Source organism: Mesorhizobium ventifaucium (genome assembly GCF_935822925.1).
Taxonomy (GTDB): domain Bacteria; phylum Pseudomonadota; class Alphaproteobacteria; order Rhizobiales; family Rhizobiaceae; genus Mesorhizobium; species Mesorhizobium ventifaucium.
Genome location: NZ_CAKXZS010000023.1, coordinates 405,775 through 429,913 on the forward strand (window position 1 = coordinate 405,775; position 24,139 = coordinate 429,913).

A 24,139-nucleotide genomic window follows, 5' to 3' on the forward strand; every position below is an offset into this window, starting at 1 on the left:
CTGCGCCGGGGATGACTACGAAACGGGAGAAGAGTTTGGGAACTGTTTCGTGAGCCCGTCCAAAGTCAGGCGTATCAGCAACGTTTTGGTAGCGTCGGCGTTGATTGGCCTGCTGTGGGGGTGCGCCTCCCGTCCGACGAATGTGCTGCTGCCCGTGGCCGATACCTCCCCTTCCTCCAGCAAGGTGAAGATGCTGGTCACAACGACACGCAGTCGTTCCTCCAATCCAGCACAAATGTATACGGGCGAGCGCGGACTGGCCCCCTCGTTCGCGGAAATCACGGTGTCGATCCCTCCGGCATCGGTCCGCAAGGTTGGAGAGGTCGCATGGCCCAAGAAGCTGCCATCAAACCCGGCGACTGATTTCGCAGTCGTGCAAGCCCAGGAATTGACGCTCCAGACAGCGAAGGGGTGGCTTAGCGCCTCCGTCAGGAAGAGCCCGGATCACAGCGTGCTGGTCTTTATTCACGGGTTCAACAATCGCTTTGAAGACTCGGTCTATCGTTTTGCCCAGATCGCAAAGGATACAGGCACGCAGAGCGTCCCGATCCTGGTCACATGGCCCTCCCGAGGCAGTGCGCTGGCGTATGGCTACGATCGTGAAAGCACCAACTACACGCGAAATGCCCTCGAACTGCTGTTCCAATATCTTGCACGCGATTCTGAAATCAAGGAAGTTTCGATCCTCGCCCATTCGATGGGCAACTGGCTTGCGTTGGAAGGCTTGCGCCAGATGGCCATCCGCAATGGCGGCCTTCCGACGAAGTTCAAAAACGTCATGCTGGCCGCGCCGGACGTCGATGTCGACGTGTTTCGTACTCAGATTGCCGACATGGGCAAACAGCACCCGCAGTTCACCCTCTTTGTCTCGCAGGACGATCGCGCGCTCAAAGTGTCGCGGCGGGTCTGGGGCAATATCCCCCGGCTCGGATCGATTGATCCGGAACAAGCTCCATACAAGGAAGAACTCGCCAGCAACAATATAACCGTCATCGATCTGACGAAGGTCAAATCCGGAGATCCCTTGCATCACGGCAAGTTCGCGGAGTCACCGCAGATCGTGCAACTGATTGGGGCGCGAATGGCCGGCGGCCAGACGTTGACCGACAACAGGATAGGCCTGGGCGATACGATCATTCACGCAACGACCGGTGCGGCGGCAGCGGCGGGCAGCGCGGCAGGGTTGGTGATTGCGGCACCTGTTGCAGCGGTCGATCAAAAGAGCAGAGAAAATTTGGGCCATCACATCGGCGCCTTGACGGGTTCCCAGGCCAGCCAGAAATCGAACCCTAGCAGTAAGGATTGCGCTGTCTCCTCTCCGACTAGGAAAGGCTGCAAGAAATAATCATTCGTCGAAGCCAAAGCGGCAGCACTGAAGCCGATAACGGGGAGAGTCAACCGCATCCGCAGGAACGTTGCCGCGGTCCTGTCTGGGCTGAAAAGGGGGAATGATTGCGTCGCATCGCTCGGATCTCGCTTGCCATCATCCTTTCGCTAGCCGTCGCAATCCTGACTGCCTGGGCCGGACTTGCCATGTGGTATCGCCTGCCTGTGGCTGAGCTTGGACGGGCTCTGGCCGGCGTCCTTTTCATCTTGTTCGGCCTCGCCACTATCATCGCACTCTTCAGCCGGTTTCGCATCAGGGCGCTTGTGCTGTTTGCAGCTGCGTTTGCTGTGGTTCTGGTTTGGTGGAGCACCATCAGGCCTTTCGATCACGCGGACTGGGCGCCCGACGTCGCCCGTCAGGTGACCGGAACCCGCGACGGGAACCTGTTGACGCTGACTGATGTGCGCGACTTCGAATGGCGTAGCGCTACTGATTTCACCGAACGCTGGACAACGCGGACCTACGACCTCTCCACCGTTCAGACGGTCGACCTCTTCATGTCTTATTGGTCCGGGACCAAAATCGCCCATGTCATCATAAGCTTCGGCTTTGCAGGAGGTGACTATCTTGCCTGGTCGATTGAGGTGCGGCGCCAGGGAGGCGGCAAGTTTTCACCCATGGCAGACCTGTTCAAGAGCAATCCCCTGGTCATTATTGCGGCTGACGAGCGAGACGTCCTCGGCGTCAGGTCAAACGTTCGCGGAGAGGATGTCCAAATCTATCGGCTAAAAGCGTCACCGGAGGCGGCCCGGGCGCTCTTGCTGGAATACGTCTTGGACGCAAATGCACTTTCCACGACTCCAGAGTTCTACAATTCCATCACGACAAACTGCACGACCACGATCGTCAAGATGATGCGAGCGGTCGGTGACGTGGTCCCGCTTGACTGGCGCCTCATCGTTAACGGCTATCTTCCCGAATATGCGTATGCACGGGGTGCGCTCGATGTCAGCTTGCCAATGTCGGTTTTGAGGGAGGCGGCCCACATTGACGGCCGTGCGCAGAAGTCAGGCCTTTCGCCCGATTTTTCGCGATTGATCCGTGTTGGCGTACCGTCTCCCACCCCAAATGCGCAATGATCTGTACCATCTCGGCAACGCGTATGCATCGGAACGCAGCAACGATACATCGACTTCCAGGGCTCATCCGAGCGAATGATTAAAATGGGTCGGTGCTGACAACCGGTTCTGATCCATCCGGCGGTCCAAATGATGTCGCTAACGAACCGCTCGTTGACACTGTGGGCCTGCGAACGACTATCACGCCCATTGCCCTTTGGTCGGATGCCGTATGTCGGACCCATTGCAGACCCTTGCGGAAGCAAGTCCACGAGCACATGGGCAACAGGTTGGTATCCAGAATGACAGGACCGGCCGCCCTTTGCCGATCCTTGACTTGATGCTGGTGTGCTCGCCGGCCGACTACTTCACGAGCGATTTCGCTCGGCTGCCTTGGGTGCGTCCATCGCTCTTGCGAAAAGCATGTACATAACTGAGCTCGGCCAGGACCTGAGCCGCACGCTCGGCCAACCGCTCTGGCGGCCGGTGTGCCGGGATAATCCGATTCTATGCCGCGCACCCGTGACATCCGAAGTTGAATGCGAAAAAACGCCGACTCCGCTTCCGCTCTGGCGGGGCTAAATAGGCGAAGCTCCGTTCAGCACACCAACGAGGGCCTTCCCGTCCGTGTAATACGGATCGCCGCCGCCGTTGCGGCCGTCCTTGGTGGCGCCGATTCCAGGGATCTCGTAACTGGAGGAAAGCTGTCCGGCTGCCGTCAGGTCGCTGATGACCAGATCGCGTTCCGCGTCGACATCGGGGCCTATGTGGTGGGTGATTTGGCCCGTGTCATGGCTAAGTCCGACGCCGCGATCGAAACTGGCCGAACCCAGCCAAAGCGGACGGCCATCGCTGCCCAATTTCTTGGTCAGCCAGAAACGGACATGATTGCGCTGGTCCGCGCTGTCTCCGACGGGTTTTTCGAAAGCCAGGTCTTGCTTCCGCCCCTCAAAAAGCAAGGCGCTGACAGGAGCATCCAGATCGGGTCGGTGGAGCACGACGCTGAGACCGATATCGATGGAAGAACGGAGCGTGATGGGGTCGGCAGGGTCCCAGTCGGCTGCCACGAATGCGCGAATGACCTCTTCCTTTGTTCCGACGAGCCCGACGTTGATCGGATCACCCGGTATATCTTGCTCCGTATGCGTGAGCATGCCGCCAAAGTCCGACACGCGTGAGGCATCTCGAAACATCCAGATTTCCGGCACGACGAAATAGGCGATGAGCAAATAGACGATCGCCACACCAAGTACAACGGTGCTGGCAGTCCGTATTTTGGTTCGACGCCGCATGGGCAATTCTATCCTCTATACGATGCGCAACGGTCTTCGATCAGCTCAATCGCAGGCGGGTAAGGAAAGTGACCGCAAGCCGCACGAGGAGGTGTTTGTGTCGCCCGCAGCGAGATCTGAGGTCGCCAGCAGAAGGTCCCGTCTGGTGGTCATTTTGCAATCCTTTGCCTGCAATTCCAGCGAGGGCTTGCTCCCTCTGTAAATCTTAGCGGATTAATTGACGGGGCGGAACGTAACTAACGGTATTCTACTCGGAGAATTGAGTGCGTAGGCCCCACGAAGTCACAAATTGACGCCTCTCCGAGAGCCATGGAGGTGTCGCGGAGAAGCCACTTGCCTCGCTCAGCTGGTCTGATCGACAATGATCGAGCTGGCACGTGTCCGCTTTAGAAAGAGCGCGAGTATCCGAGAGCGAAGCCGACGGTGTCGGGGTGCCAATCCTTCCAATTGTATTGAATCCTGCTCGAAATCGAATTGTGATTATCCACCTTAAAGGTAACGCCGGTCGCAAGCTGCGGCGTCAAATAGTCGTCGCTGGATTCGAACGCATCACGGTATCGAAAGGCAACCGCATTCCAGGTTACTTTCTCACTGAGCTTCAGGTCCGCTGCTGCGCGGAGCACGTAGTAGGCAATGTCACTGCCGTCGCCGGATACCTGCAAACGATCGCCAATTCCCGCGCTGCCGATCACGGAGAGGGTGTCGTTGAAGCGAAGACGGTAGCCTATCGTGACTTCGAGGTTGGCAGTTGCAGAGTCGCTAAAGGCCTTATTGGAATATTGGGCCGAGGCACCCAAAATGACGCCGGTATCGAAGGCGTGTGAGGCACTGACTTCAAATTGGGTGCTCTCCGGTTCGCCCAGGTCTTGCTGTTCGCGATCAGACGTAACTGATACACCGATGGAATTGCTGTCGGCCATCGCGTCAGAAGTCACAGCCACCATCGCCAGGACGATCAAAAGCCGAACTATATGGGTCATCGACACCGCGTCTGCTCGGGGTGCGCTCCTCACTGAAAATCTTAGCATACTACGTCCCCTTACGCCTGCCGAACATTGATCCGTTCAGTGGTGGAACCCGTTTGTCGTCTCGGGAAGGGAGACAATGCCGCACACGGACCTGTAGTCATGGTTCTGGGTCAGTCCCTTCAGGAGGCCCGCGATCCCTCAGGTCCTTGGCCCGCACTTTGTCGAGTTCGCCGAACTCGGTCATGATGCTTACCAGGACGCTCCCCGTCCAACCGAATGTGAACAACCCCGACATCGCTATGATCGGTCCGACCAAACGCCATCGATCAGGCAAACTAATGCTGCCCTCGCCGAGCGTCGTATAGCTCTCCAGGACGTAGTAGTAGCTGTCACGCATTGACGGGATTAATCCGGCCAAAAATATAGGGATGGCCCAGAGGAGCGTTTCGGCGAAATGCAAGGCTGCCAGAGACCCTATCGTGACGGCGAGCAACAGGTTGAGGCGCCAATATGCCGTGGTGTCATTCACCTGAACCCAAGACTCGCTGAAGCGCTGATTGATTGTCCGAATTCCCGCGCCGTGGACGAAAATAATGACAATCATTATCAACGTGCCGAAAACAATTTCCAAAACCGGCTTGGGAACTGCCCCTTCGTCCATCAAGTTGTCTTTCTAGCCTAATGAATGCGAGTCCGATTGCTTGAAGGAAGCACTCTCGTGGGGATTTGGCCGTAGTTGCCAGTGCGGCCAGCACAATCGGGAGTACGAGCCGGCCGCATCAAGCTCCGCCTCCTGTCTGCGATTGGAGTTTGGTTCGGTCTGAATTAGAGGGCGCCATCACCTGGGCCTTTGCGTGTGTCGAACCAGAAACTTGCATTCTCCGTCATACGATGAATCCGGCAACCCGCGCGACGAACCAGACGGATGCCATCGCGTCGGTGTCGCGCGCCGGATCGGCTGCATCGGATTGCTTGACGGCCGCGCTCGCCCGCCCTCAATAGCACGGCGGATACGGGTAATATCCGCAGGCAGCACTGTAGGGATTGTAGTAAGGAGCCGCCGCAGCCGCGCCAATGGCGGCACCGGCAGCCACGCCCGCCGCAACGCGTGCGCCACCATACCAGGCCCCGTTATAAACCGGAGCATGCCAGTAGCCGCCCCCGCCATAGCCGCCGCCGTGGAAGCCGCCGACATGGGCGAAGGTGGCGTCACCCACATGCGCGTAGCTGCCGTGGAAGCCGCCGCCGTGGAAGCCGCCCCCAAAGTTATCGATGAAAACCGCCGCCGGCCCAGTGGCGCCATCCAGATTTCCTTCCAGGACAGCAACATCGAACGTCAGCGTCGTTCCCTCCAGCTTCGGAGTTTTCAGGGTCACGACCACGTCGCTTATATCGGATCCATCGCCGCCGAGCATCGAGACTGTCGCATTCGGGGGGTCGATGGCAAAGTTGTCCTTGCCTTCATCCCACTGCATGATGAATTGCTCGGTGGTGACATGCCCTGCGGCCCGCACCGGTCGGTCGGCGAATACAATTGCGTTCTTGGATACGCCTGTCAGGACCAGTTTGCCGCCCTCCAGCTTGGCGCCTTGCGAGTTGACGACGGCGAGCGATGGCACCGGACCGGTCTGAGTAGCCGCGCCGATGGTCTTCTCCAGCGGGATATGCGGCTTCTTGGTTGTATCCTGGGCGACGGCTCCGGTGGTTGCCAACCCCAGGCCTCCGACAAAGAGCATCAGACGTGTGGCGTGATTGAATATCATGGCAAATCTCCTCAGATGTTAGCCGCCTTCGGCGGACCTGATGTCACTACACTGGACGCCAACGGCCAGTATGAACGAGAGTAGCTGCACAGCACCTCCCGATCCCCCGCGAAGCTACTTGACCAACCCAATATTGAGCAACTGAACCCGACGGTTATCGGCTGCCTTCGGATTGGCCGCATCGACCGGCATCTCTGATCCCGCTCCAATCGCGAAAAGGCGATTCGGTGCCACCGAAAAGGTCGTGCTCAGAGCCTCCGCTATGGCTTCGGCGCGGCGCGCGCTGAGTTTGAGATTGTGTTTGGCATCGCCGGTAGCATTGGTATGCCCCACGACAAGAAATTTGTAGCGGAGCAGCAGCGGATGGTGGAGCGCGTCGGCGATCAAGCCAAGCGTCCTATAGGACCCGGGTTCGATTGCGACGGAGTTATTCTCGAAGTTGATCTCGACAAAGAACTGCGGGAGGGTCGCCAGTTGGCTCCAGTGAGGCAGGCCGGCAACCCCCTTGCCCGGGTTGGAAGCCACTTCCTGCACAAGCATCGCCACGTCGATGGCTGATGCCGCTTCGGCGACCTGTCCTAAGGTGTTGACGAGTTGATGTTCACTCAACTGCTGAGACCCCGCGTTGCCGGCAGCGGCCAGAAGAACGGTCAGCGCCAAGGTATTGCGAAATCGGCGAATAGACATTTTCGGTTCTCCTGGTCTCAACACGGGTCACCGCCATCCGGCATCGGTGATGGCCTGACTGCATTTCGCGCCGACGATACGCGTCGCCTTCAAGAGGCATCCAAGAATGTGCGCCTTACCCGGGACCACGCCTCTGCACGCCCGGGCCGCATCACGCGCACAGATCTTGTCGACGCTTGCCTGCGCCGCCAGTCGTAGCTGGATCGAGGCGATCACGCCGGCCATGGTCGAGGTGCAGGCCGGTGAGACCTTCGCCTGATGTTGCTCAAGGCAGTTCTTGATTCGCCCGTTGCCGAGATTGAGGCCTTTGCAGAATTTCTTCACGTCGGCGCCGCACTCCTTGGCAAGCAATGTTGCGGCGTCGGCATAGCTGATGGTTTGCGTCTGGCCGACCCCGGTTTGGGCAAGAACGGCAATCAGGACCGTTCCGCTAAGAACGCTCAGTCTCTTGGCCATGCGTCACTCCCATCTCTGGTTGCTGTCGTTCAAAAATTTCGCCTAGCCGCAGATATCAGCTCACGGCGTCGGTTGGCGCATTCCCAATGAACGTTGGCCCATTGCTTGACCCGACGGAACGTAACTAACTGTATGCTACGGGCAGAATTGCAGTCGTTCCGCGCGGGCAAGGCGGGCGCACGCCGCTGTCGCCGGCGAACGACCAGATATGGTTCGCCGATGCGCCAATCGTCCATCCGTGGCTCTGCTTCAGCACGACGGCGGTCGGGCCTGCGGCCCATTTGCCGCCGTGCCGGTCGTCGGTCGCGGTAGGAACCAGAAACACCGGGCCGACGCCCCAGACGATGCCGGACCCGGTCGGTTGGGACGGCGAGATGAACAGGCTCTGGGTTATGTCGCCGAGGCCGAATCGCTCGCCCGACGGGCCGGCTATGTCGTTCTGCCAGATCACCGGCACGATCGTGCGCGAGATCATACTCCAGTTAGCATTCAGCGAGACGGGGATGACCGGCTGGATGTTGACGTAGGCCTTCTCGCCGTCGTTCGGGCCATAGCCGCTGTCATAGTTGAACTGAAACGGCACGCTGATCAGCGAGGCGATCGGGTTCGACAGCTTCTTGACGAGTTCCTGCGTGTCGTCCTGGGCAGACGCCGCGCCGCTGAACAACAACGCCGGAAAGAACAAGGCAGTAACTTGCAGAACCCGAGTGGCAGATCGAATATCCATTGCCCCTCCATATCGGTGGGAAATAATGTCGGGTGTCACCGAACGCCCGGTGCTTGCCATGCTCGCAGATATTAAATTCAACTGCTGGACCGGGGCTCCGCCGCCCTGAGTGCTAGCCAACCGTTGCTGGCGTAGAGTAGGGCAGCCCATACTCCACAGGGCAAGTAGCGGGTGTGTAACTTACGTGGGCAACTGTAGTCCGAACGGCAGCAATCGTCCTCTCAGGAGGATGCAACCTGACCATGTAAGGTCGGCAACGGGTGCATAGGGTTGAAAATTGGCGCTGCCCTTCACAGGGGAAGACCAATGGGGCCTCATGATGCTTCTGGAAAGGGCCGGCGATACGTTTCCTATAAGATCACTTGTGCCATGCGGTTTTTACCATTGCGGCGACGCCAGGCGAACGGAGAAGAGCCTGCATATGCTCTGCCAGATCGTGCTCACCGCGCGCCTCCGATCTTCAGAAGATATCGGGCCTTGGCCCGGCGATCACCTTCCCTGACCGCAGGATAGCGCATACAGCCAGCAGCGCCATTTCCTCAGTCCGGCTGGCTCTGTCGTGGTCGCGGTTACTGCCGTCCATTTCGTGGATTGCCCTTGCCGAACGCCGTGTACCCTGCCTTGTGCGCCTTTTATGGGCGTTCATGCCGACCGCGCTCGCTGCGGGATGTTCAGCAAATACCCCGTCACCCACGTAACTTACATTCCGCTACCGCCTCCATACGATTAGGCTACTGCCTGGGATAGACGAAGAGCGGTCTCGGCTGCAGTGCGCCAGTTTAGGCTTTCGCCGCCTTTTGAAACAGTTTGGGGGCAGGGAGCAGCGGCGCTTCGGAAACTGCGTGCCGCGTGCCAAGGAGAGCGCAATGAATAGCCGTCCAAGATCGTTGTGGATTCGATCCCTCGCCACACGCGTTCTCTTATCGGTTGGTCTCGGAGGTTCTATTGCGACCGCCACAGCCCAAGACCAGAGCGCTGACGTAAGGATCGTTGGCGACCAGGTGCGAAGCCAGGGCTTTCCTTGCGACAATCCAAGCTCGGCTGAGCGTATCGAAGCGGAATCAGCCCCCAATCACACTGTCTACCTGCTCAAGTGCGAGGGCGTAACCTACCGGGTGGTTCTGATTCCAGATCAAGCAGCTCAAGTGACCGAAGCTAAGTAAACCCGCCCCTAGCGGCGCGCTCCTGCATGGATCGGTGCTTGACCGGATCGTAGTCCCTACAAGATCGTACACGCCTTGCAGATTGAGGCCTCGAAGATCTCACGGACACTGAGCTGACTGCCATCAAGGCTGACTGTCTTGGTCCCGCCTGCAATTCCACCTGTAGGATACAGTTAGTTACGTTCCCTAAAGCAAAGCAATCGGCCAAGGTGACGCGTTCCTGCATGGATCGCTGCTTGGACGAATTTAAAAGCAACCAGGAGAAATGATCATGAACCTCAACATGCTTTGCACGGGCGCGATGACGCTTTCGATGATGACCGGCGCCGCACTTGCCGAGCACGGCGGCGCCCTCGACGAGCCGACGACAATGGCGCCCTTCTACACCGCTGCCGATATGAAGACCTTAAAATCGGAAGCCGACTTCAAGGACGCTTGGACGGGGTTGAAAGACGAGGATCGCGCCAAGATAACGCAGGAATGCGGCGACATAGCCACTGATGACCAGAACCATGGCGCCTTCTGCACGATGGTTGGCCACCAGTAAACGCTGCCGGTTTGGTGAAGTCGGAGATGGCGGGCAGAGTTGCCTGCCATTTTTCCGTGACCGGATCTTTTCCCTCAGTGCTCATGAGATTACTGGCGGGGGCGTTCATTCGGGTGACATTGCGGCTAACTAAACGACGCTTTCAGATCGACCCCCAAAACTTCCGCTAAAGCGCCCATACTGGACACTCCCGAGCCTCTCTGGCCATGTCCCGCGCGTCCTCATGGATGGAGCGCTTGTTGGCATTCTGATTTACAACACGGCGGTATCAATTCTCCCCGTCTACGCGGGTGCAGTCCTAAAGATGACCGGCGTCATGCTTTGGTCCGCGGCTGGACTTCACGCGCTTCTTGCCGTCTGGAGTTGTCTGCTTCTACGTGGCGTTCCGAGCGAACTCCGCCGACAAATCGGTGACAACTGAGGGGTCCTTGAAAAAGGGCAACGTCACGTTGCTTGTGGCATATCGCGTGATATTGCTGCGATGCCAATGGTATTCCATCTGCACATTGCTGAAAAGTCCGCGACTAAGTCCAGTAGGGCGCTTGCCGCGACTGCGCCCGGCGCACCATGGTGCTCCGCGCCACCCAAGAAATACACCGCGCCCGGTGCCCAATTGGGCGTCGGGTGGAACAGAATTGCCCATTCTGTTTCAAACGCCAACCCGCGTTCCGGACCCATGAAAGGCAACTGACTGGTCAGAGCGGGGTCACTGTGTGAGGCACTTGCGGCCCATTGCCATTGCCTTGTAAGTCCCCTTCAGATCGACGACAAAGGCCCCCTTGGTTTCCGGAAACACGATCATTTCATATTGCTTCGCTACGTCGCGCTTGAAATTCGGGTCGTCGGTCAAGATGTAGCCGCCAGAGTATCCGCCCTTGAGGTCGCCGCTCATGCTGGTAGCCACACCCTCGTAGAGACGGCCGCCGATGGAGACGAAGATTTCCGACTTGGTCCCGTTCTGAAGGCCGATATCCTGCTTCGTGAACACGCCAAGATACCCGACCTCCTGATTTGCGGTAACGCCCATTTGCACCGAATTTGGGCCATTTGAGTGCACGATCAAGCAATCTCCGCGGGTTTTATTGGCATAGACCGTCCAGCCCTCAACGTCGTCCCCGTATCGGACAAGCACATCGCTGGCCTTGGGAAGGGGGCTTTGATCTTGTGCGTAGGCTGCCATCGCAGACGAAAGTGTTACTGACATTGCCGCGATGAGTGTCGTGAATTTTCGCATTGATATTCCCCTTGTGTGCAAAATGTTTCTGGCTAAAGGCGCCCCATTTCGATTGCTCAGAGGCTGCTGTCCTCTTGCGGGGCGAGGCGATATTACGCGCTGTGAGTGACCTTGGCCGATCGGCTGACGTCAGGGAACGTAAATAACTGTAACCTACGGGCTAATACTGGCCAGCGCCTGCGGACCGTTCGGTCCCCGACGCCATCGACGACGGCATGAGGTCAGGTTTGACCCCCATTGCCGCCGTTCCTGAGAGATAGCCGACATCCTGCGAACGACCATCACGCGATAGCCATTGCCCTTTGGTCGGATGTCGGTTTTGGCACGGCCCGAATTCCGTTTTCTCGGAATGCGTTGTGAACCGCCTTCGGTGCCGCCCGGCGGATTGCGGATTGCTTGCCCGGTTTCGCCGTAAACTTTGCCCAAATGACCATGCCGGGAAGGGGAAGCATCAACCTGATGATCGAGATTGCCGGCCAGGCGGCGGCGCGCGGAGACGATGCAGGCGCCATTGAATGGTATCGGAGGATACTTGACGCTGACGGTTCCCAGCGTAACGCGCTCGCCGGGCTTGGAGTTTCGGCGTTGCGTCTCGGAGACTATGACCTGGCAATTGAAGGCACGGCAAAGCTGCTCAGCTATGAACCCGCCAACGCTCAGGCCTATGAGGGCATCGCCATCGCTTACTACGCAAAAGGCGACTATGATCGGGCAAAGGAGAACGCTGCCAAGGCCCGTGACATAGACCCTTGCATCCGCTTGGCGGATGAACTCGACCGCATGCTAGGCGGCCGAACTGACTGACGGGGAGGCCAGCGGGATACTCGAGGGACGAAATCGCGAAATCCAGCTCGCCCAAGCATGCCTCAAAGCATGAAAGAAAGTGGAGCTTTGGTGATAATGTGGCTCGAAGGATTGGTTGTTATTTGGGAGCCTGCTCGGTGACTGGGTAGATCAGTCGAGATCGGATTTTCGCGGGAGGCGGCATGAGAGCGATCGAGATATTCCGGCAAAAGTCGCCATTTTTGGCGGTGTGCGTCATGGCCGCGCTGGCATTGGTGTGGTTGGCGGCAATTGGCAGCGCCTCGATGGCGCAGGCGCAGCAAACTTCGGCCGCGCCGGTGGCGGATGAAAAATTTCAGGCATTCATCAAGATGCTTGATGATCCCGACATCCGCGCGCGGCTGGACGCCATGGCTGTGCCCCCTGCGGACAGACCAGGTGCGCCAGCCGCCTCCCAGATGGCGGTCTGGGACAGCATCATCCGCAACCATCTCGTTGCGTTGCGCAATGCGTTTCCGCGCATCCCGGGCGAGGCCGCGAATGCGGTCCGAATTGTAAAGTCAGAGATCAACAATCGCGGATTCGCTACGATCCTTAGTCTCTTTGCAGTTTTGCTGGCGCTCGGGTTCGGAGCGGAATGGCTGTTCAAGCGGGCGATAGGTGGAGCGCAGCAGCCCCGCTCCGGGCAGCCAGCGGTTGCGAGTGCGACACGCAATGGCAATCGTGCGGCCCGATTGCTCGCGGAACTGGCGCCGCTCGTCGTGTTTTCTCTCGTCAGCGCTGGGGTTTTCCTGGCCTTCCATTGGCCCGCCTTGCTGCGCGTTGTAATCCTGACCTATCTGGTCGCATTCATCGTCCTGCGGGTGGTGATGGCCATCGGCAGGATACTGCTTGCACCGCATAGCGGCGCCATTCCGGCGGGACAGGAGAAACCGCTCCGGCTTGTTCCGGCGAGCGATGCCGAAGCCCATTTCTGGTATCGCCGGCTGGCCGTTTTCACCGGGTATCTGATGGCCGGCTGGGCGACCGTCAGCCTGCTTCCGCACCTGGGCTTTTCGCCGGATGCAACGCGTTTGATCGCCTATCTGCTGGGGATCGGGCTTCTTGTCCTCGCCGTCGAGATGGTCTGGCGGCGTCCAGGCCGCCCAGCGACCGCACAGCGCATAAGCACGAGGGAATGGCTCCTTACCATCTACCTGGTTCTCCTCTGGGGGCTCTGGGTCGCCGACCTCGACGGCGCGCTATGGCTCGGCATCTATGCCTTGCTATTGCCAAAGGCGTTGACCATCGCCGGCCATGTGGCAGAGGCGCTGGTGGTCCGGCCGGACAATGCCACCTCGGCGAATTCGGTTCGCACAGTGCTGATCAACCGCGGCGTTCGCGCGCTGGTGATCCTGCTCGCGGTGCTGTGGCTGAGCCTGGTCTGGCGCCTGGACCCAGGTGCAATGGCGGAAGGTAATACCACGATAAACCGGATCGTGCGCGGCCTGTTCCACGGTGTCCTGATCTTGCTGGTTGCCGATCTCATCTGGCAACTGGCGAAAGCCTATATAGGCCGCACCCTGGAACTGGCCGCGGTCGACGACACGGTCAGCGCTGAAGAGGCGGCGCGCCGGAGCCGGCTCAGGACCTTGCTGCCGATCTTCCGCAACATGCTGGCTGTGCTGCTTGCTACTGTGGCCGTTCTCATGGTGCTTTCGGGGCTCGGCGTGCAGATCGCTCCGTTGATCGCCGGCGCGGGAATCTTCGGGGTTGCCATCGGCTTCGGCTCGCAGACCCTGGTCAAGGATGTGCTCAGCGGCGTCTTCTACATGCTCGACGATGCCTTCCGGGTCGGTGAGTACATCGAGAGCGGCAGCTACAAGGGAACCGTCGAATCCTTCAGCCTGCGCTCGGTGAAGCTGCGCCATCATCGCGGCCCGGTGTTCACGGTTCCGTTCGGCGACCTTGGCGCGGTGCAGAACATGAGCCGCGACTGGGTGATCGACAAGTTCAGGATCCGGGTGTCGTTCGACACCGACCTCAGGAAGGTGAAGAAGCTCTTGAAGGGGATTGGCGCGGAATTGCTTGCTGATCCTGAACTGGCGCCGCAGATTATCGAGACAGTGAAGATGAAGGGCGTCGAGCAGTTCGGCGACTTCGGCATCGAGCTGAGCTTCGCCTTCATGACCAAGCCCGGTCACCAATTCGTCGTCAGGCGCAGGGCCTACACCATGATCCAGCAGGCGTTCGCAGAGAACGGCATCCATTTTGCCCAGCCCACGGTTCAGGTGGGAACCGATGAGAAGCAGGCGGCCGCTGCCGCGGCCAACGTGATCTCGCTTGCCCAGCAGAAAGCCGCACAGCCTGCCGTGCAGGGTGAATAGAAAGCGACGATCATCGAGTCGGCGTCGAGAAGCAATGGTTGAAGCAAGGACGTCGGTTGATCTGTTGACTCTTGTAAATGTGCGACTCTGGCGGACCGACCAAGATGTTCACGCACGACCGCCTGGCTCGAAAAAAACGTGCCGGACTTGGTGAAGAACACGCAGCAAGTGGTCTCGTTGCGGTTGCCCGTGCGCAGAACGAGGAGTTCTTCCTTGGCTCATTGAGGAAAGCCGGACTCACCTCAAGGATCGACTTACGCTGGCCGAGCGGATTCTGCCCGTAGGTTACCGTTAATTACCTTCCGCCCCGAGCGGCAATGGGCAAACCTCACGAAGGACGATTTTGTCGAAGCATGGCTGAAGCGATTGGGAAGTCGGCGCGGGGGAAACAGGATTGTCACCGTCATAGCCTACAAAGCGTTCCTCTATTTGATCCTGCTTCTTGTTCTCAGGGTCGTAGAGGAGGTTGTCGTCGGGCTGATTCACCGGCGAACGGCCACCGTTGCACTGGCCGAGTCCGAGCGGTCACAAGCACTTCATGACAGCACCCTGTCTTCAGCGCTGCGCCTCGCTCCTGGCCAAAGCAACGCCGCCATGAAGATCGTATAGGTGATGGCGACGAGGATGTAGCTGACGCGCGTAGAAAAGGACTCCGCCGCCGATACCGGCAGCGGCGACACGCCGATTCCAAACACGACAAGGAAGATGGTCAGGGCCCCGGCGTAGAGCTTGGCAGCGGGATCTCCAAGCGCGGCGCGGCCGCCAAACACCAGGCCGGCAAGCAGCACCAGAACAAACAGCGACGGGGCGGTGGGGCGAACCTGCAGCAATGCGAAGGCAAGGGATGCAGACACACCTCCAATGAGATTGACCAGGACGAGGCCGAAGGCTGTCTTTGCGCTTGCGCTGACGTCGAGCTGCGACAACAGCGATGCGACGGTGATCGGAATGACAATCGCCGTGGCGAGGCCGTCCTGCGTCAGGCAAGCGAGCACGGCGATCAGCAGAATGGCGGCATTGGCGGCGGCATAGCGCGCAGCGCGAGGGTTTGCAGCAAGATCCGGAGCTTCGATATCGGCGCTGCCTCGGTCGGGTATGACCGCATGGGCAATCCACATCAGGATCGTTCCGCTGACCACGCCCTGCACCAGGATCGACAGGATGGAATCGCCGAGGTCGCGGTTGAGCACGGTCAGCAGCGGCACCATCACGGCGACCACCAGGACGAGAAAGATCGCCCCTCCGCCCTTGCCGTTCGCCTGCAGGTAGAAACTGACGAAATAGACCAGCCCGAGCAGCAGCAACAGGACCGGCGGCCGGTCGCCTGTCAGCACCGCGACGGCCTGCAGAAGCGCGCCGGCAACAACAATGATGACAGCCATCCCCAGCGCCTTCTGCGGCGGCAGCGGGCGGGAACTGGAGATCAGGAACTGCGCCGCGAACAATGGTCCCAGAAAGGGGATGATCGCCCCCGACAGAACCGACCACGTGAAGCCGACGGCTACGGCCAGCGCGATGCGCAGCCCCTTGCGCTTGGCATTGGCGTGCGCAAGGTTGCCGTCAGCTGGCATAGGTCAGGACCGACAACGCGCGCATCCAGATGCTGCCGAGCGCATTGGTAAGCGGATTGTCGCCAGTATAGATCACGACATTCGCCTGCGACCCGTAGCCCACGCCCTTGGGCCTGCCATCGTCGAGGATCAGGCGGACCGGGAAGCTCTGCGGCGTCCTTATCCATCCGCTATCGGTGGAAATCTTCGGCAGCCCGGTCTTGGGATCGACATTTCCCTGAGCCACCCCCAGCCCGACGCTCTCCACCCTGGCCGAGAAAATCCGGCCTGGCAGGACGTCGAAAACCACTTCCGCGCGGTTGCCGGCAGCGACGTTCTCAAGGCTGTTTTCCTTGAACGCCGCGGTGATCCACACCGTGCCGACATCGATGAAGGTCATTGCGCTTTGCCCCGCGCCGACCATGCCTCCGACGGAAAGCTGGAGGTTGGTGACAAAGCCTTCCGCCGGCGCCGAAACCGTCGTGCGCAGCAGATCGAGTTGCGCACGTTCGAGCGCCGCCAAGGACTCTCTCAGTTGCGGATTGTCGGCGCCCGCCGGTCCAAGCTCCTCCTGCGCTCGCTTGAGATCGGCTTCCGCCGCAACCACCGAGGCATTGGACTGATCCAGCGCCGCCTTGGCCTCGTCGGCTTTGGCCTTAGAATAGACGCCGCGCTTGACGAGCTCGATCGCCCGGTTGGCCTGCTCCTGGACGTTGTCACGGCTCGCCTTTGCCTCTACCAGCCGCGCCTGGACGGCATCGACGGACGCTGTCGAAGCGCCGATCGACTGACCTACCCGTGCAAGCCGGGCTTCCGCCTCCGCCACGGCGAGCTGGTACTGCTGCGGATCGATGCGAAACAGCATCTGGCCGGGCGTCACGCCGCTGTTGTCGGCGACACCCACTTCGATGACCCGCCCGGTGACCTCGGGCGCGATGCCGACGACATAGGCGCTGACCGTCGCCTGCGAAGAAGAAGGCGTTCGCCGCTCCATGAAGATCGCTACCACAAACAGCAGGCACGCCAGCAGCAGCACGGTAAGCGCGACCCGGCGCAGCGGGTTGCCCTTCGTCGCTTGCGTATCCGCGCCGTCAGCGGCGTTCTCTTGAGAGGTCCCGGTTGCATCGGACGCCATGGCATCTTCTCCCTGTCAGACTACGCAGGCATCGCGCCGCGGACGGATGCTTGCTTCCTTATCAGTCTTGGGCCCGGGCAAGCCGGCAGGGGGAACCCAGCGCACAGGCACGAGCAATCATGACCCTTACCACGCGGCTTTGGTTTTCATTGGCGTAAGCGACCCCTCACCGTCACTACACTATACACCTCTTTTGACGGTTCCAGCCATCTGGGTGTTATTTTACATGGTAACGCCGGCCAAATTTTCACGACAAGCGGACAAGCGTTTTTCTGGATCAGAGACAGCCGCGCAGAGCTGAGCGAGCGCAGGCGCCGTGGAATGTAGAGCAGTTTGATAGGCAGCATCCTAGCGAGTTGTTGGATGGTGCGGCGCTTGTTCTTAGCGGCGGCAGAATTCTCCCGATTTGCTGGACATTCCGTTTCGGATAGTCGACAGTTCTTCACGAACAGCGCCGTCGAGGGGGAACTTCGCGATGGATTTCGCAGTCATTGATATCAATCTGGTGGCAAAACTCCTCCTCCTCCTGCTGATTGGCATGGGACCGAAGATCGCGCTGGTGCCATTTCTGGAAAAGACCCAAAAGTTCGACGCCGAAACCAAGGTCAAAATAGGCCGCCAGATGGTTTTGACGGCTCTTGTCACGGCTCTGATCCTTTTTGCCACTGGCGCACTGCTGATGCGACTGTTGCATATCACTGGCGGTGCGGTTGCGATTGCTGGCGGTATTATCCTGGCGCTCCTCGCGATCAAGATGGCGTCTGGACCGACCGAAAAGCACGAGGAGGATTTGGGCCTGCCGGTGGACCCGGAAAAGATCGCGATTTTTCCCCTTGCTATTCCCTACTTGCTCAACCCCGTTGGCATCACGGTCATTATCATTGCCTCCGGCGAAGTCGTCTCGGTTGCAAGTGCAGCGCTGGTTGCGGGGCTCATCCTGCTCGTTGCCGCATTTGATTACCTGGTGTTCACCAATATCGACGCGCTGGCAAAGCGAATGAAGCCAGCGAGCCTTGTCGTCTCAGAGGTTGTCTTCGGCATTCTCCTGACCGCGGTTGCCGTCCAACTGATCGTTAGCGGATTGGTCAATCTTGGAATCATCACCGCGAGCGTCGCACATTGATTTCGTGCTCGCCATCCCGCCATGAATGATACCGCCACTACCGTTTCTGGCAAGGAAGTGAGTGACGACCTTTACGGCCCCGGGACGCGGACGTGTCCAGGCCGCGGCTTGAGACGATGCTCGATTGTGAATGGAAATCTCTCGTGCAACAGGTCGGCGATGCGCGCGGCAAGGACACGCGCTTGTTCGCTTTCGCCGATACCATCGCCGCCCGCAACTTTGCGGGCACCAACGATTGCCACGGCTGGATCGGCGTCCGCTTTCAGGATCATCTGCGGGCTGAGCGAGCGAGATTCTGTTGCACGTAAACCTTCGCGATAATACCAACCTGCTTCAGCAAGAGGCGGTGGCATTCTGGGTGTGAACCTGCTGCATGCGCCTCCGAATGAGCGGGCAGCCCCCGACGATTTGCCGGCGAGAATGTTCGACAACCTTGCAAATGATCGCCTCGAAATTGATCAGATCGTGATGGGAGCCAGCGCGTTCGCTGCCAGATGGACGAACTGCACACGGCGTTGGCACGCGACGGCCGGGCTCAGGCGGTGACGCTGGACAGTGACGGTGTGGCCGTCGCTGCCAACGAATTTCTCTATAAGAAGTCTGTGACCATGTACCGTTGGCGAGCGACCCGCGCGACGACCTTTCACCGGAAGCGATTGCCTGGAAACGCTCCGCCGCGAGGTCGCTGGGAATCCTGATGTGAAGGACGTCATCGATGTGCACCTGATGGCCGTCGATTCTGATGCTCCGCTGCCTGCAATGGGCACGGGCGCGGCGATGATGATGCGGCATCGCCAGTTGTACCCCGCCACCGCATTCTTGCATCGATATACGCAGCCTTGGTGGTTCCATCCCTCTGACCTGCAAGGATCGACGTCAGTCGAAGCGCGCCCGAAAACTCCACGACTGCCCGTCGAAACGTTTGATGATCTGACTGAAACCGAAGCCTCTGCAGCCATCGCATCGTGCGATCGCGGCTGCGATTTTCGGCAACGCGGATATGTCACGGGCGCTCAGTGTGAACGCGCCTGGCTCGAAAAAAACGTGCCGGACTTGGTGAAGAACACGCAGCAAGTGGTCTCGTTGCGGTTGCCCGTGCGCAGAACGAAGAGTTCTTCCTTGGCTCATTGAGGAAAGCCGGACTCACCTCAAGGATCGACTCTTGGGCTGGCCGAGCGGATTCTACCGGAACGTTACCGTTAATTGCGTTCCGCCCCGAGCGGCAACGGGCAAACCTCACGAAGGCCGATTTTGTCGAAGGCATGGCTGAAGCGTCCTGCCACCAGTTTCGTCCCGTCGATAGAACGCGGAGCATGTTTTTCTCGCCAAAGAACCGAAAACTCGGCTCATCTTCGGAAAAGCGGTACAATCAAAGGAGGACGTCAGGTGAGTGACCAGCAAGCGAATCCAGACCGACAACCGAACCGGCGCGACATTTTGCTGACCGGAGGATCTGTGCTCGCCATTTCGACGGTCGCATCCGGAATATCCACGAGCGCGAAAGCTCAAGCAGCCGGCGCAAAACCCAACATTCTCGTCATCTTCGGCGATGACGTCGGCTATTGGAACATCTGCGCCTACAACTGGGCTATCGCGCGCAAACATCGATCGCATCGCGAAAGAGGGTGCGATCTTCACCGACCACTACGCCCAGCAGTCCTGCACCGCAGGTCGTTCGGGTTCATCACAGGCCAGTCGTGCTTCTGTACAGGCTTGCTGAAAGTCGGCCTTCCGGGCGCGAAGGAAGGGCTTTCTGAAAAAGACCCGACGCTCGCGGAACTGTTCAAGCCACAAGGGTATGTGACCGGCCAGTTTGGCAAGAACCATCTCGGCGACCGCAACGAGCATCTGCCCACCGTTCACGGTTTTGACGAATTTTTCGGCAATCTCTACCACCTCAACGCCGAGGATGAACCTGAGCATCCCGACTACCCGAAGGATCCCGCGGTGCCAACCGGGAGGGCAGCCTCGATCCACGGCAGCCGCAGATCAGAATCCCGCGCAAGGTTATGAAAGGCGGATCGCATCTTTGCGCGCCCAACTATTGCCGGCGCTACCGCCCGGCCGCGCGGATGGCGCAGCCGATCGACACGTCGACGTGCCATTTAGGTTTCCGTTGCATTGCACGCAGTACGTGACAAATACTGCTAAAAAGGCCCGGCCTTAGGCTTGCCGAGACAGACAGGGAGGATCGAAGCATGACGGGCAATGATATGTTGAAGGTCGGCGCTGCGGCGCTGGCGCTGCTGCTTGCCGGGTTTGGCTCGGCGCCATCCTGTCTTTGCACAAGAACAGGTCGTGGCGGCTGACGGCAGAAAAGGCGGAGCTTATGCTCATTGAATAGGTAAGTTAGGCCAATAGCTGCCGCTGGCTGAATATCTGCAAGGGTTCCCACTCATCGGCTAGCGCGCAATTGCACGATCAAGTCGGCAAGTTGCGCGTTGTCCGGTTGCTGCCGGGCAAGTTCTTCAGCCAGTCTCAGCGTTTCGGGGTAGCGCCGCAATTTAAGCCCAAATTGAATGGCGGTGCCGAGCAGGTTCGGATCGGCGGAGCCGTTGGTGACCGATTCGCCAAGCATTTGGAATGCATCGCCTGTGCGACCGACCGAGTCGAGAGCTATCGCTAGCGTGGTCCTGTATTGAACATTGGCTGGAGCAAGCCGCACCGAAGCCTCCAATTCGCTTATTGCGCCAGTCATGTTTTTCGCGCGAACCAGCGACAGGGCGTGACCGTATCGGAGCAGCGGATCTTCGGGCGAAACCCTACTGGCCTCAGCGTAGGTGCTTTCCGACTTCTCGTTCTGGCCGGTCGCCCTGTAAAGTTCGGCCAGATTGGCGTGCGCGCCGGCGAGGCTGCTGTCGAGCGAGATCGCGCGACGCAGTGCAGCCTCCGCGTCATCCGCTCGACGCTGACCCATCAGGAAGAGGCCGTACGCGTTCTGTACTTCAGCCATGTCCGCATTGGCCCGCGCATAGGCTCGCAGATCCTCCAGCGCTACGTCGAAACTGCGGCGCTGGTCACCGAGCAGATCATTCGTCGGCGCATTGCCGAGAGCCGTCACAGCGGCTACCCGAACGGCGCGCGTCTCGTCGGCAAGCAGCTTTCCGATGGCATTCAGCCGCAGTTCGGGCGGCAGGCTGCCGGCAGCCTGTGCCGCACCGAGCCGGACGAGCGGATCGGGGCTAGCTGCCGCGGCAGCCACATCTGCAAAAACGGCATCGCCGCCGAGGCGTCCCACCTCCGCGATCGCGCTGCCTTTGACGATGCCCGCCTGTTCCCGGTCGGCGACGAGCGCACGCAAAGCTTCGATAGCTACCGGATCGTTTTGGGCAGCACCTGCGAAGGCATGGGCGATGGTCGGGCGCTCGCGCCAGGCTGCGCCGTACCATTTGTCCATCGTTTCTGCCGCCCACTCGTTCGTCTCGGCTGCATGGCAGGTCCTGCAGGCGTTCGGGATGCCGTAGGCTATCGACAGGTCGGGCCGTGGAATGACGAATGAATGGTCGCGCCGCGGGTCGACCTTCATATAGGTGCGCTCGGGCATATGGCAGTTCGCACAGAGGGCGCCCGCGGAACCTGCTGGGTGATGTGTATGCGCGGGCGTGTCAAAATCCCCGCTCGGGTCGAAGTCCGTAAATCGCTCCGGCTTTGTCTCGGCATGGCATTGGGTGCATACGGAGTTGCCCTCGGCCTTCAGGGTGGCCTCGTGTTGTCTGTGGCAGTCGAGGCAGACGACGCCGGCTCTCGCCATCTTGCTCTGCTGGAACGAGCCATATTCGAACACCTCGTCCAGGGTTTGGCCATCTGGAAAGTATAGGTCCGGGCGCAGCAGGCTCGGCGAGAAATGATCGAGAAAAGCCTTTCCTGGCCCGTGACCGCCGAGAAGCTTCGTCCGTCGAGAATGACAGCCTAGGCACACATCCTGGTTGACTGGGGCGAGGCCGAAGTTGGCGAGCGATTCAGAAGTACCCGCCTCAGCCCATTCCACATGTTTCGCGCCGCCACCGTGGCATGACTGGCAGCCGATGCTCGTTGCGACATAGGTCGATTGGTACTCGCCGGTCTCCGGCTGAAAATTCGCCTGAGGATCGGTGGAGTGACAGTCGATGCAGGTCCGGTTCCAGCGATAGAAGGGTCCGGTCCAGTGGTAAGTCGTGCCGGGTTTTGCGGGCTTGCCGGTGCCGAGCCAAAACCATTCCCGTTTCGTCGTGTCCCAGGCGATATCGAGCGCTTGCAGCCTGCCGCCGCCTATGTCGACGAGGTACTGCTGCAGCGGTTCGTAAGCGAAGGTGTATTTGACTTGGAACTCGGCCTGCTTGCTGTCCGGTCCCTCGGTCCGAACGAAGTACTGACTTCCTCGCTTGAAGAAGGTCGTCAGGACGCCGTCATGCTCGTAGCGAGCACCATCGAAGTTCGCGCGCACCGTGCTGTCGTCTGCCACAGCCATCGCCTTGGCATGGTTCGATTTGGCGAAGGCCGCTGCCTGGCTCGCGTGACAGGAGGCGCATCTTTTTTCATCGATGAACCCATTGTGGATGGAGATCTGCGGATCGATGGGAGGACTTGTTTCTACCGCCGAAGCGTAGCCAGAGATGGAAAATGCCGCGAAAAACGCCAGCGCCAACTGCAACAGAGCGCCCTTCCAAGCCTCAGCCATGATGATCGTGCTCGCTCAGGGCGATTCTGATGTCCTGGAGGAAGCGCAGCAGGGAGCCTACTAGCAGGACTAAGGCCACAGCAAACAATATGCCCGCGCCAGGTTCGTGACGATAGCCCAATAGGCTTGCCACGAATCCGAATAGCAGCAGAACGGCGATGGTGATGCCGCTGGTGACGACGAGATGCAGCGATTGATTGAGAAGGATCTCCCGGCGCTTCAACCTTGAGACGTCCGCCTTGAGCCAGCCGCGTGCCACGTCATCGTAGGCGATCTGGTTCAGATTGCGTAACCGGTCGGTAACGCGCGTCATCCGGGCAATCAGGATGGACACCAACGCAGCAATCGCGGTTAGCAGGAATGACGGCGCCACCGCGTGCGAGATCATGGTCGAAAGCTGGTCCGCGTTAATCTGAGACATCTGCCACTTCTTTTCTTGATACCGGAACCTGCCGTAGCCCCCACATCCGCGCGGGTCGCAGCGAGCCAAGCCGCCAGTTCCCGCTGTTAGGGAACGGCATTCACGGCTCGCGCGGCGACGATGGCCAGGGTCAGCAAGGAAATGGCGCTTTCGAGCATCGTCAGCATTTTGGCCCGCCGGCTTAGCGGCAGGACATCTGTAGGGCTGAAGGCGGTCGCCGTGTTGTAGGCCAGAGAGAGGTAGTCGAAGAAGAATGGCCGCCAACCCGGTGAAGCAACGTCCGGCATCGCCGCTTGCGGAAAGAGCCAGTCAGGCAGGTTGTCCCCACTCTTCCGGGCAGCGGGGCCACCGCTATCAATCTGCCAATAAAGCATCGCGAAGGCCAGGACATTGGTAACCCAGATGGCGAGCGAGCACGACAACAGCGTGACCGCGCGCGTTTCTGGAGGGCCCAAGCTTAAGACGCCGATCATGTCCGCAAGCTCAAGGGCGGTGTTGACGACATATGCGCCCGCAAACACGAGGATCACTGCTCTCTCGGCGCGCAACCAAAAGTGGATATCCCTGACCGGAAAGGTGACGGCGGCCATCGGCACCAGGACCGCCAATGCGACCACATACGATACCCAGACCGGCATGATTTGGACATGACGCGGCAACACCGCAAGCAGCACCAGCACCGCGACAATGGCTAGGGCCGGGGCCCAGCGCGGTTCAGGTCGTGTTAGTGCTGCAGCATTCGCCATGCGCATTTTCTCGGCTCGAGGCAATTGCGAATCTCGTTGTTGCCGAGATCGAGTCCTCTGCAATGCTTTATGATGT

21 protein-coding genes and 2 pseudogenes are annotated in these 24,139 nt (G+C 59.5%); 10 read left to right on the forward strand and 13 right to left on the reverse strand.

All coding sequences use genetic code 11. From position 1 onward, the window contains the following. The first annotated feature begins 49 nt into the window (after positions 1-49). Together NMG70_RS19945 and NMG70_RS19950 are read left to right on the forward strand one after the other, a co-directional pair. Positions 50-1,345, forward strand: coding sequence for an alpha/beta hydrolase (locus tag NMG70_RS19945; RefSeq protein ID WP_436798426.1), 1,296 nt, complete (start codon positions 50-52; stop codon positions 1,343-1,345). A gap of 188 nt (positions 1,346-1,533) precedes the next feature. Then, a complete protein-coding gene (locus NMG70_RS19950) occupies positions 1,534-2,466 on the forward strand; it encodes an Lnb N-terminal periplasmic domain-containing protein (RefSeq protein WP_254026120.1) in 933 nt (310 codons plus the stop codon). A 557-nt stretch (positions 2,467-3,023) separates the two neighbouring features. Here NMG70_RS19950 and NMG70_RS19955 read toward each other — a convergent pair. The 7 genes and pseudogenes from NMG70_RS19955 to NMG70_RS19985 all read right to left on the reverse strand — a co-directional run. After that, on the reverse strand, positions 3,024-3,737 hold the full coding sequence (locus NMG70_RS19955) for an LssY C-terminal domain-containing protein (protein WP_254026121.1): 714 nt from the start codon (positions 3,735-3,737) through the stop codon (positions 3,024-3,026). A 386-nt stretch (positions 3,738-4,123) separates the two neighbouring features. Then, positions 4,124-4,717, reverse strand: coding sequence for an outer membrane beta-barrel protein (locus NMG70_RS19960; protein ID WP_254026122.1), 594 nt, complete (start codon positions 4,715-4,717; stop codon positions 4,124-4,126). Between the two features lie 145 nt (positions 4,718-4,862). Next, on the reverse strand, positions 4,863-5,366 hold the full coding sequence (locus NMG70_RS19965) for an ion channel (protein WP_254026123.1): 504 nt from the start codon (positions 5,364-5,366) through the stop codon (positions 4,863-4,865). A 334-nt stretch (positions 5,367-5,700) separates the two neighbouring features. After that, on the reverse strand, positions 5,701-6,468 hold the full coding sequence (locus NMG70_RS19970; protein ID WP_254026124.1) for a hypothetical protein: 768 nt from the start codon (positions 6,466-6,468) through the stop codon (positions 5,701-5,703). Between the two features lie 114 nt (positions 6,469-6,582). Beyond that, positions 6,583-7,155 (reverse strand): OmpA family protein, encoded by a 573-nt coding sequence (locus tag NMG70_RS19975; protein ID WP_254026125.1) that lies wholly within the window; start codon positions 7,153-7,155, stop codon positions 6,583-6,585. Between the two features lie 27 nt (positions 7,156-7,182). Further along, positions 7,183-7,611 carry a cysteine rich repeat-containing protein gene (locus NMG70_RS19980; protein WP_254026126.1) on the reverse strand — a complete coding sequence of 143 codons (429 nt, stop codon included), beginning with the start codon at positions 7,609-7,611 and terminating at the stop codon, positions 7,183-7,185. Positions 7,612-7,795: 184 nt separating this feature from the next. Beyond that, positions 7,796-8,338: pseudogene (locus tag NMG70_RS19985) on the reverse strand (transporter); the annotation flags it as partial. 1,434 nt (positions 8,339-9,772) lie between these two features. On the opposite strand from NMG70_RS19985, the gene NMG70_RS19990 reads away from it, so the two are divergent. Beyond that, positions 9,773-10,048, forward strand: coding sequence for a hypothetical protein (locus tag NMG70_RS19990; RefSeq protein ID WP_254026127.1), 276 nt, complete (start codon positions 9,773-9,775; stop codon positions 10,046-10,048). A gap of 706 nt (positions 10,049-10,754) precedes the next feature. Here NMG70_RS19990 and NMG70_RS19995 read toward each other — a convergent pair. After that, entirely contained in the window at positions 10,755-11,282 is a 528-nt protein-coding gene (locus tag NMG70_RS19995) for a hypothetical protein (protein ID WP_254026128.1), read from the reverse strand. A 459-nt stretch (positions 11,283-11,741) separates the two neighbouring features. Here NMG70_RS19995 and NMG70_RS20000 point away from each other — a divergent pair, with 459 nt between their 5' ends. Then, positions 11,742-12,086: a tetratricopeptide repeat protein gene (locus NMG70_RS20000; RefSeq protein WP_254026129.1), complete on the forward strand. Its 345-nt coding sequence runs from the start codon at positions 11,742-11,744 to the stop codon at positions 12,084-12,086. A gap of 182 nt (positions 12,087-12,268) precedes the next feature. Then, on the forward strand, positions 12,269-14,431 hold the full coding sequence (locus tag NMG70_RS20005) for a mechanosensitive ion channel family protein (protein WP_254026130.1): 2,163 nt from the start codon (positions 12,269-12,271) through the stop codon (positions 14,429-14,431). A 536-nt stretch (positions 14,432-14,967) separates the two neighbouring features. Here the strand turns inward: NMG70_RS20005 and NMG70_RS20010 are convergent. Continuing rightward, a complete protein-coding gene (locus NMG70_RS20010; RefSeq protein WP_254026131.1) occupies positions 14,968-16,002 on the reverse strand; it encodes a DUF2955 domain-containing protein in 1,035 nt (344 codons plus the stop codon). Beyond that, positions 15,992-17,116, reverse strand: a complete 1,125-nt coding sequence (locus NMG70_RS20015; protein ID WP_254026132.1) for an HlyD family secretion protein — start codon at positions 17,114-17,116, stop codon at positions 15,992-15,994. Before NMG70_RS20015 ends, NMG70_RS20010 begins: the two co-directional genes overlap by 11 nt. Before the next feature lie 475 nt (positions 17,117-17,591). Between NMG70_RS20015 and NMG70_RS20020 the strand changes: the two genes are divergently transcribed. From NMG70_RS20020 to NMG70_RS20040, 5 genes and pseudogenes are all read left to right on the forward strand, one after another. Continuing rightward, on the forward strand, positions 17,592-18,239 hold the full coding sequence (locus NMG70_RS20020) for a MarC family protein (RefSeq protein ID WP_254026133.1): 648 nt from the start codon (positions 17,592-17,594) through the stop codon (positions 18,237-18,239). 143 nt (positions 18,240-18,382) lie between these two features. After that, positions 18,383-18,547 (forward strand): hypothetical protein, encoded by a 165-nt coding sequence (locus NMG70_RS20025; RefSeq protein ID WP_254026134.1) that lies wholly within the window; start codon positions 18,383-18,385, stop codon positions 18,545-18,547. A 391-nt stretch (positions 18,548-18,938) separates the two neighbouring features. Next, positions 18,939-19,370 (forward strand): hypothetical protein, encoded by a 432-nt coding sequence (locus NMG70_RS20030; protein WP_254026135.1) that lies wholly within the window; start codon positions 18,939-18,941, stop codon positions 19,368-19,370. A gap of 324 nt (positions 19,371-19,694) precedes the next feature. Further along, entirely contained in the window at positions 19,695-20,252 is a 558-nt protein-coding gene (locus tag NMG70_RS20035) for a sulfatase-like hydrolase/transferase (RefSeq protein ID WP_254026247.1), read from the forward strand. Further along, positions 20,198-20,377: pseudogene (locus NMG70_RS20040) on the forward strand (SUMF1/EgtB/PvdO family nonheme iron enzyme); the annotation flags it as partial. The gene NMG70_RS20035 and the pseudogene NMG70_RS20040, both read left to right, overlap by 55 nt. 257 nt (positions 20,378-20,634) lie before the next feature. Here NMG70_RS20040 and NMG70_RS20045 read toward each other — a convergent pair. The 3 genes from NMG70_RS20045 to NMG70_RS20055 all read right to left on the reverse strand — a co-directional run bounded on the left by NMG70_RS20045 (position 20,635) and on the right by NMG70_RS20055 (position 24,063). Continuing rightward, a complete protein-coding gene (locus tag NMG70_RS20045) occupies positions 20,635-22,896 on the reverse strand; it encodes a tetratricopeptide repeat protein (RefSeq protein ID WP_254026136.1) in 2,262 nt (753 codons plus the stop codon). Then, positions 22,889-23,317: a DUF2721 domain-containing protein gene (locus tag NMG70_RS20050; protein ID WP_254026137.1), complete on the reverse strand. Its 429-nt coding sequence runs from the start codon at positions 23,315-23,317 to the stop codon at positions 22,889-22,891. Before NMG70_RS20050 ends, NMG70_RS20045 begins: the two co-directional genes overlap by 8 nt. Positions 23,318-23,403: 86 nt before the next feature. After that, positions 23,404-24,063, reverse strand: coding sequence for a hypothetical protein (locus NMG70_RS20055; RefSeq protein WP_254026138.1), 660 nt, complete (start codon positions 24,061-24,063; stop codon positions 23,404-23,406). Between the last annotated feature and the right edge of the window lie 76 nt (positions 24,064-24,139).

What these genes read in the sequence shown, in the direction of transcription:
- NMG70_RS19960 (WP_254026122.1), bottom strand. Translation starts at nt 4,717, where the DNA reads ATGACCCATATAGTTCGGCTTTTGATCGTCCTGGCGATGGTGGCTGTG.
- NMG70_RS20000 (WP_254026129.1), top strand. Translation starts at nt 11,742, where the DNA reads ATGATCGAGATTGCCGGCCAGGCGGCGGCGCGCGGAGACGATGCAGGC.
- NMG70_RS20045 (WP_254026136.1), bottom strand. Translation starts at nt 22,896, where the DNA reads ATGGCTGAGGCTTGGAAGGGCGCTCTGTTGCAGTTGGCGCTGGCGTTT.
- NMG70_RS19970 (WP_254026124.1), bottom strand. Translation starts at nt 6,468, where the DNA reads ATGATATTCAATCACGCCACACGTCTGATGCTCTTTGTCGGAGGCCTG.
- NMG70_RS19990 (WP_254026127.1), top strand. Translation starts at nt 9,773, where the DNA reads ATGAACCTCAACATGCTTTGCACGGGCGCGATGACGCTTTCGATGATG.
- NMG70_RS19975 (WP_254026125.1), bottom strand. Translation starts at nt 7,155, where the DNA reads ATGTCTATTCGCCGATTTCGCAATACCTTGGCGCTGACCGTTCTTCTG.
- NMG70_RS20050 (WP_254026137.1), bottom strand. Translation starts at nt 23,317, where the DNA reads ATGTCTCAGATTAACGCGGACCAGCTTTCGACCATGATCTCGCACGCG.
- NMG70_RS20020 (WP_254026133.1), top strand. Translation starts at nt 17,592, where the DNA reads ATGGATTTCGCAGTCATTGATATCAATCTGGTGGCAAAACTCCTCCTC.
- NMG70_RS20015 (WP_254026132.1), bottom strand. Translation starts at nt 17,116, where the DNA reads ATGGCGTCCGATGCAACCGGGACCTCTCAAGAGAACGCCGCTGACGGC.
- NMG70_RS19965 (WP_254026123.1), bottom strand. Translation starts at nt 5,366, where the DNA reads ATGGACGAAGGGGCAGTTCCCAAGCCGGTTTTGGAAATTGTTTTCGGC.
- NMG70_RS19955 (WP_254026121.1), bottom strand. Translation starts at nt 3,737, where the DNA reads ATGCGGCGTCGAACCAAAATACGGACTGCCAGCACCGTTGTACTTGGT.
- NMG70_RS19995 (WP_254026128.1), bottom strand. Translation starts at nt 11,282, where the DNA reads ATGCGAAAATTCACGACACTCATCGCGGCAATGTCAGTAACACTTTCG.
- NMG70_RS19950 (WP_254026120.1), top strand. Translation starts at nt 1,534, where the DNA reads ATGTGGTATCGCCTGCCTGTGGCTGAGCTTGGACGGGCTCTGGCCGGC.
- NMG70_RS19980 (WP_254026126.1), bottom strand. Translation starts at nt 7,611, where the DNA reads ATGGCCAAGAGACTGAGCGTTCTTAGCGGAACGGTCCTGATTGCCGTT.
- NMG70_RS20010 (WP_254026131.1), bottom strand. Translation starts at nt 16,002, where the DNA reads ATGCCAGCTGACGGCAACCTTGCGCACGCCAATGCCAAGCGCAAGGGG.
- NMG70_RS20005 (WP_254026130.1), top strand. Translation starts at nt 12,269, where the DNA reads ATGAGAGCGATCGAGATATTCCGGCAAAAGTCGCCATTTTTGGCGGTG.
- NMG70_RS20055 (WP_254026138.1), bottom strand. Translation starts at nt 24,063, where the DNA reads ATGGCGAATGCTGCAGCACTAACACGACCTGAACCGCGCTGGGCCCCG.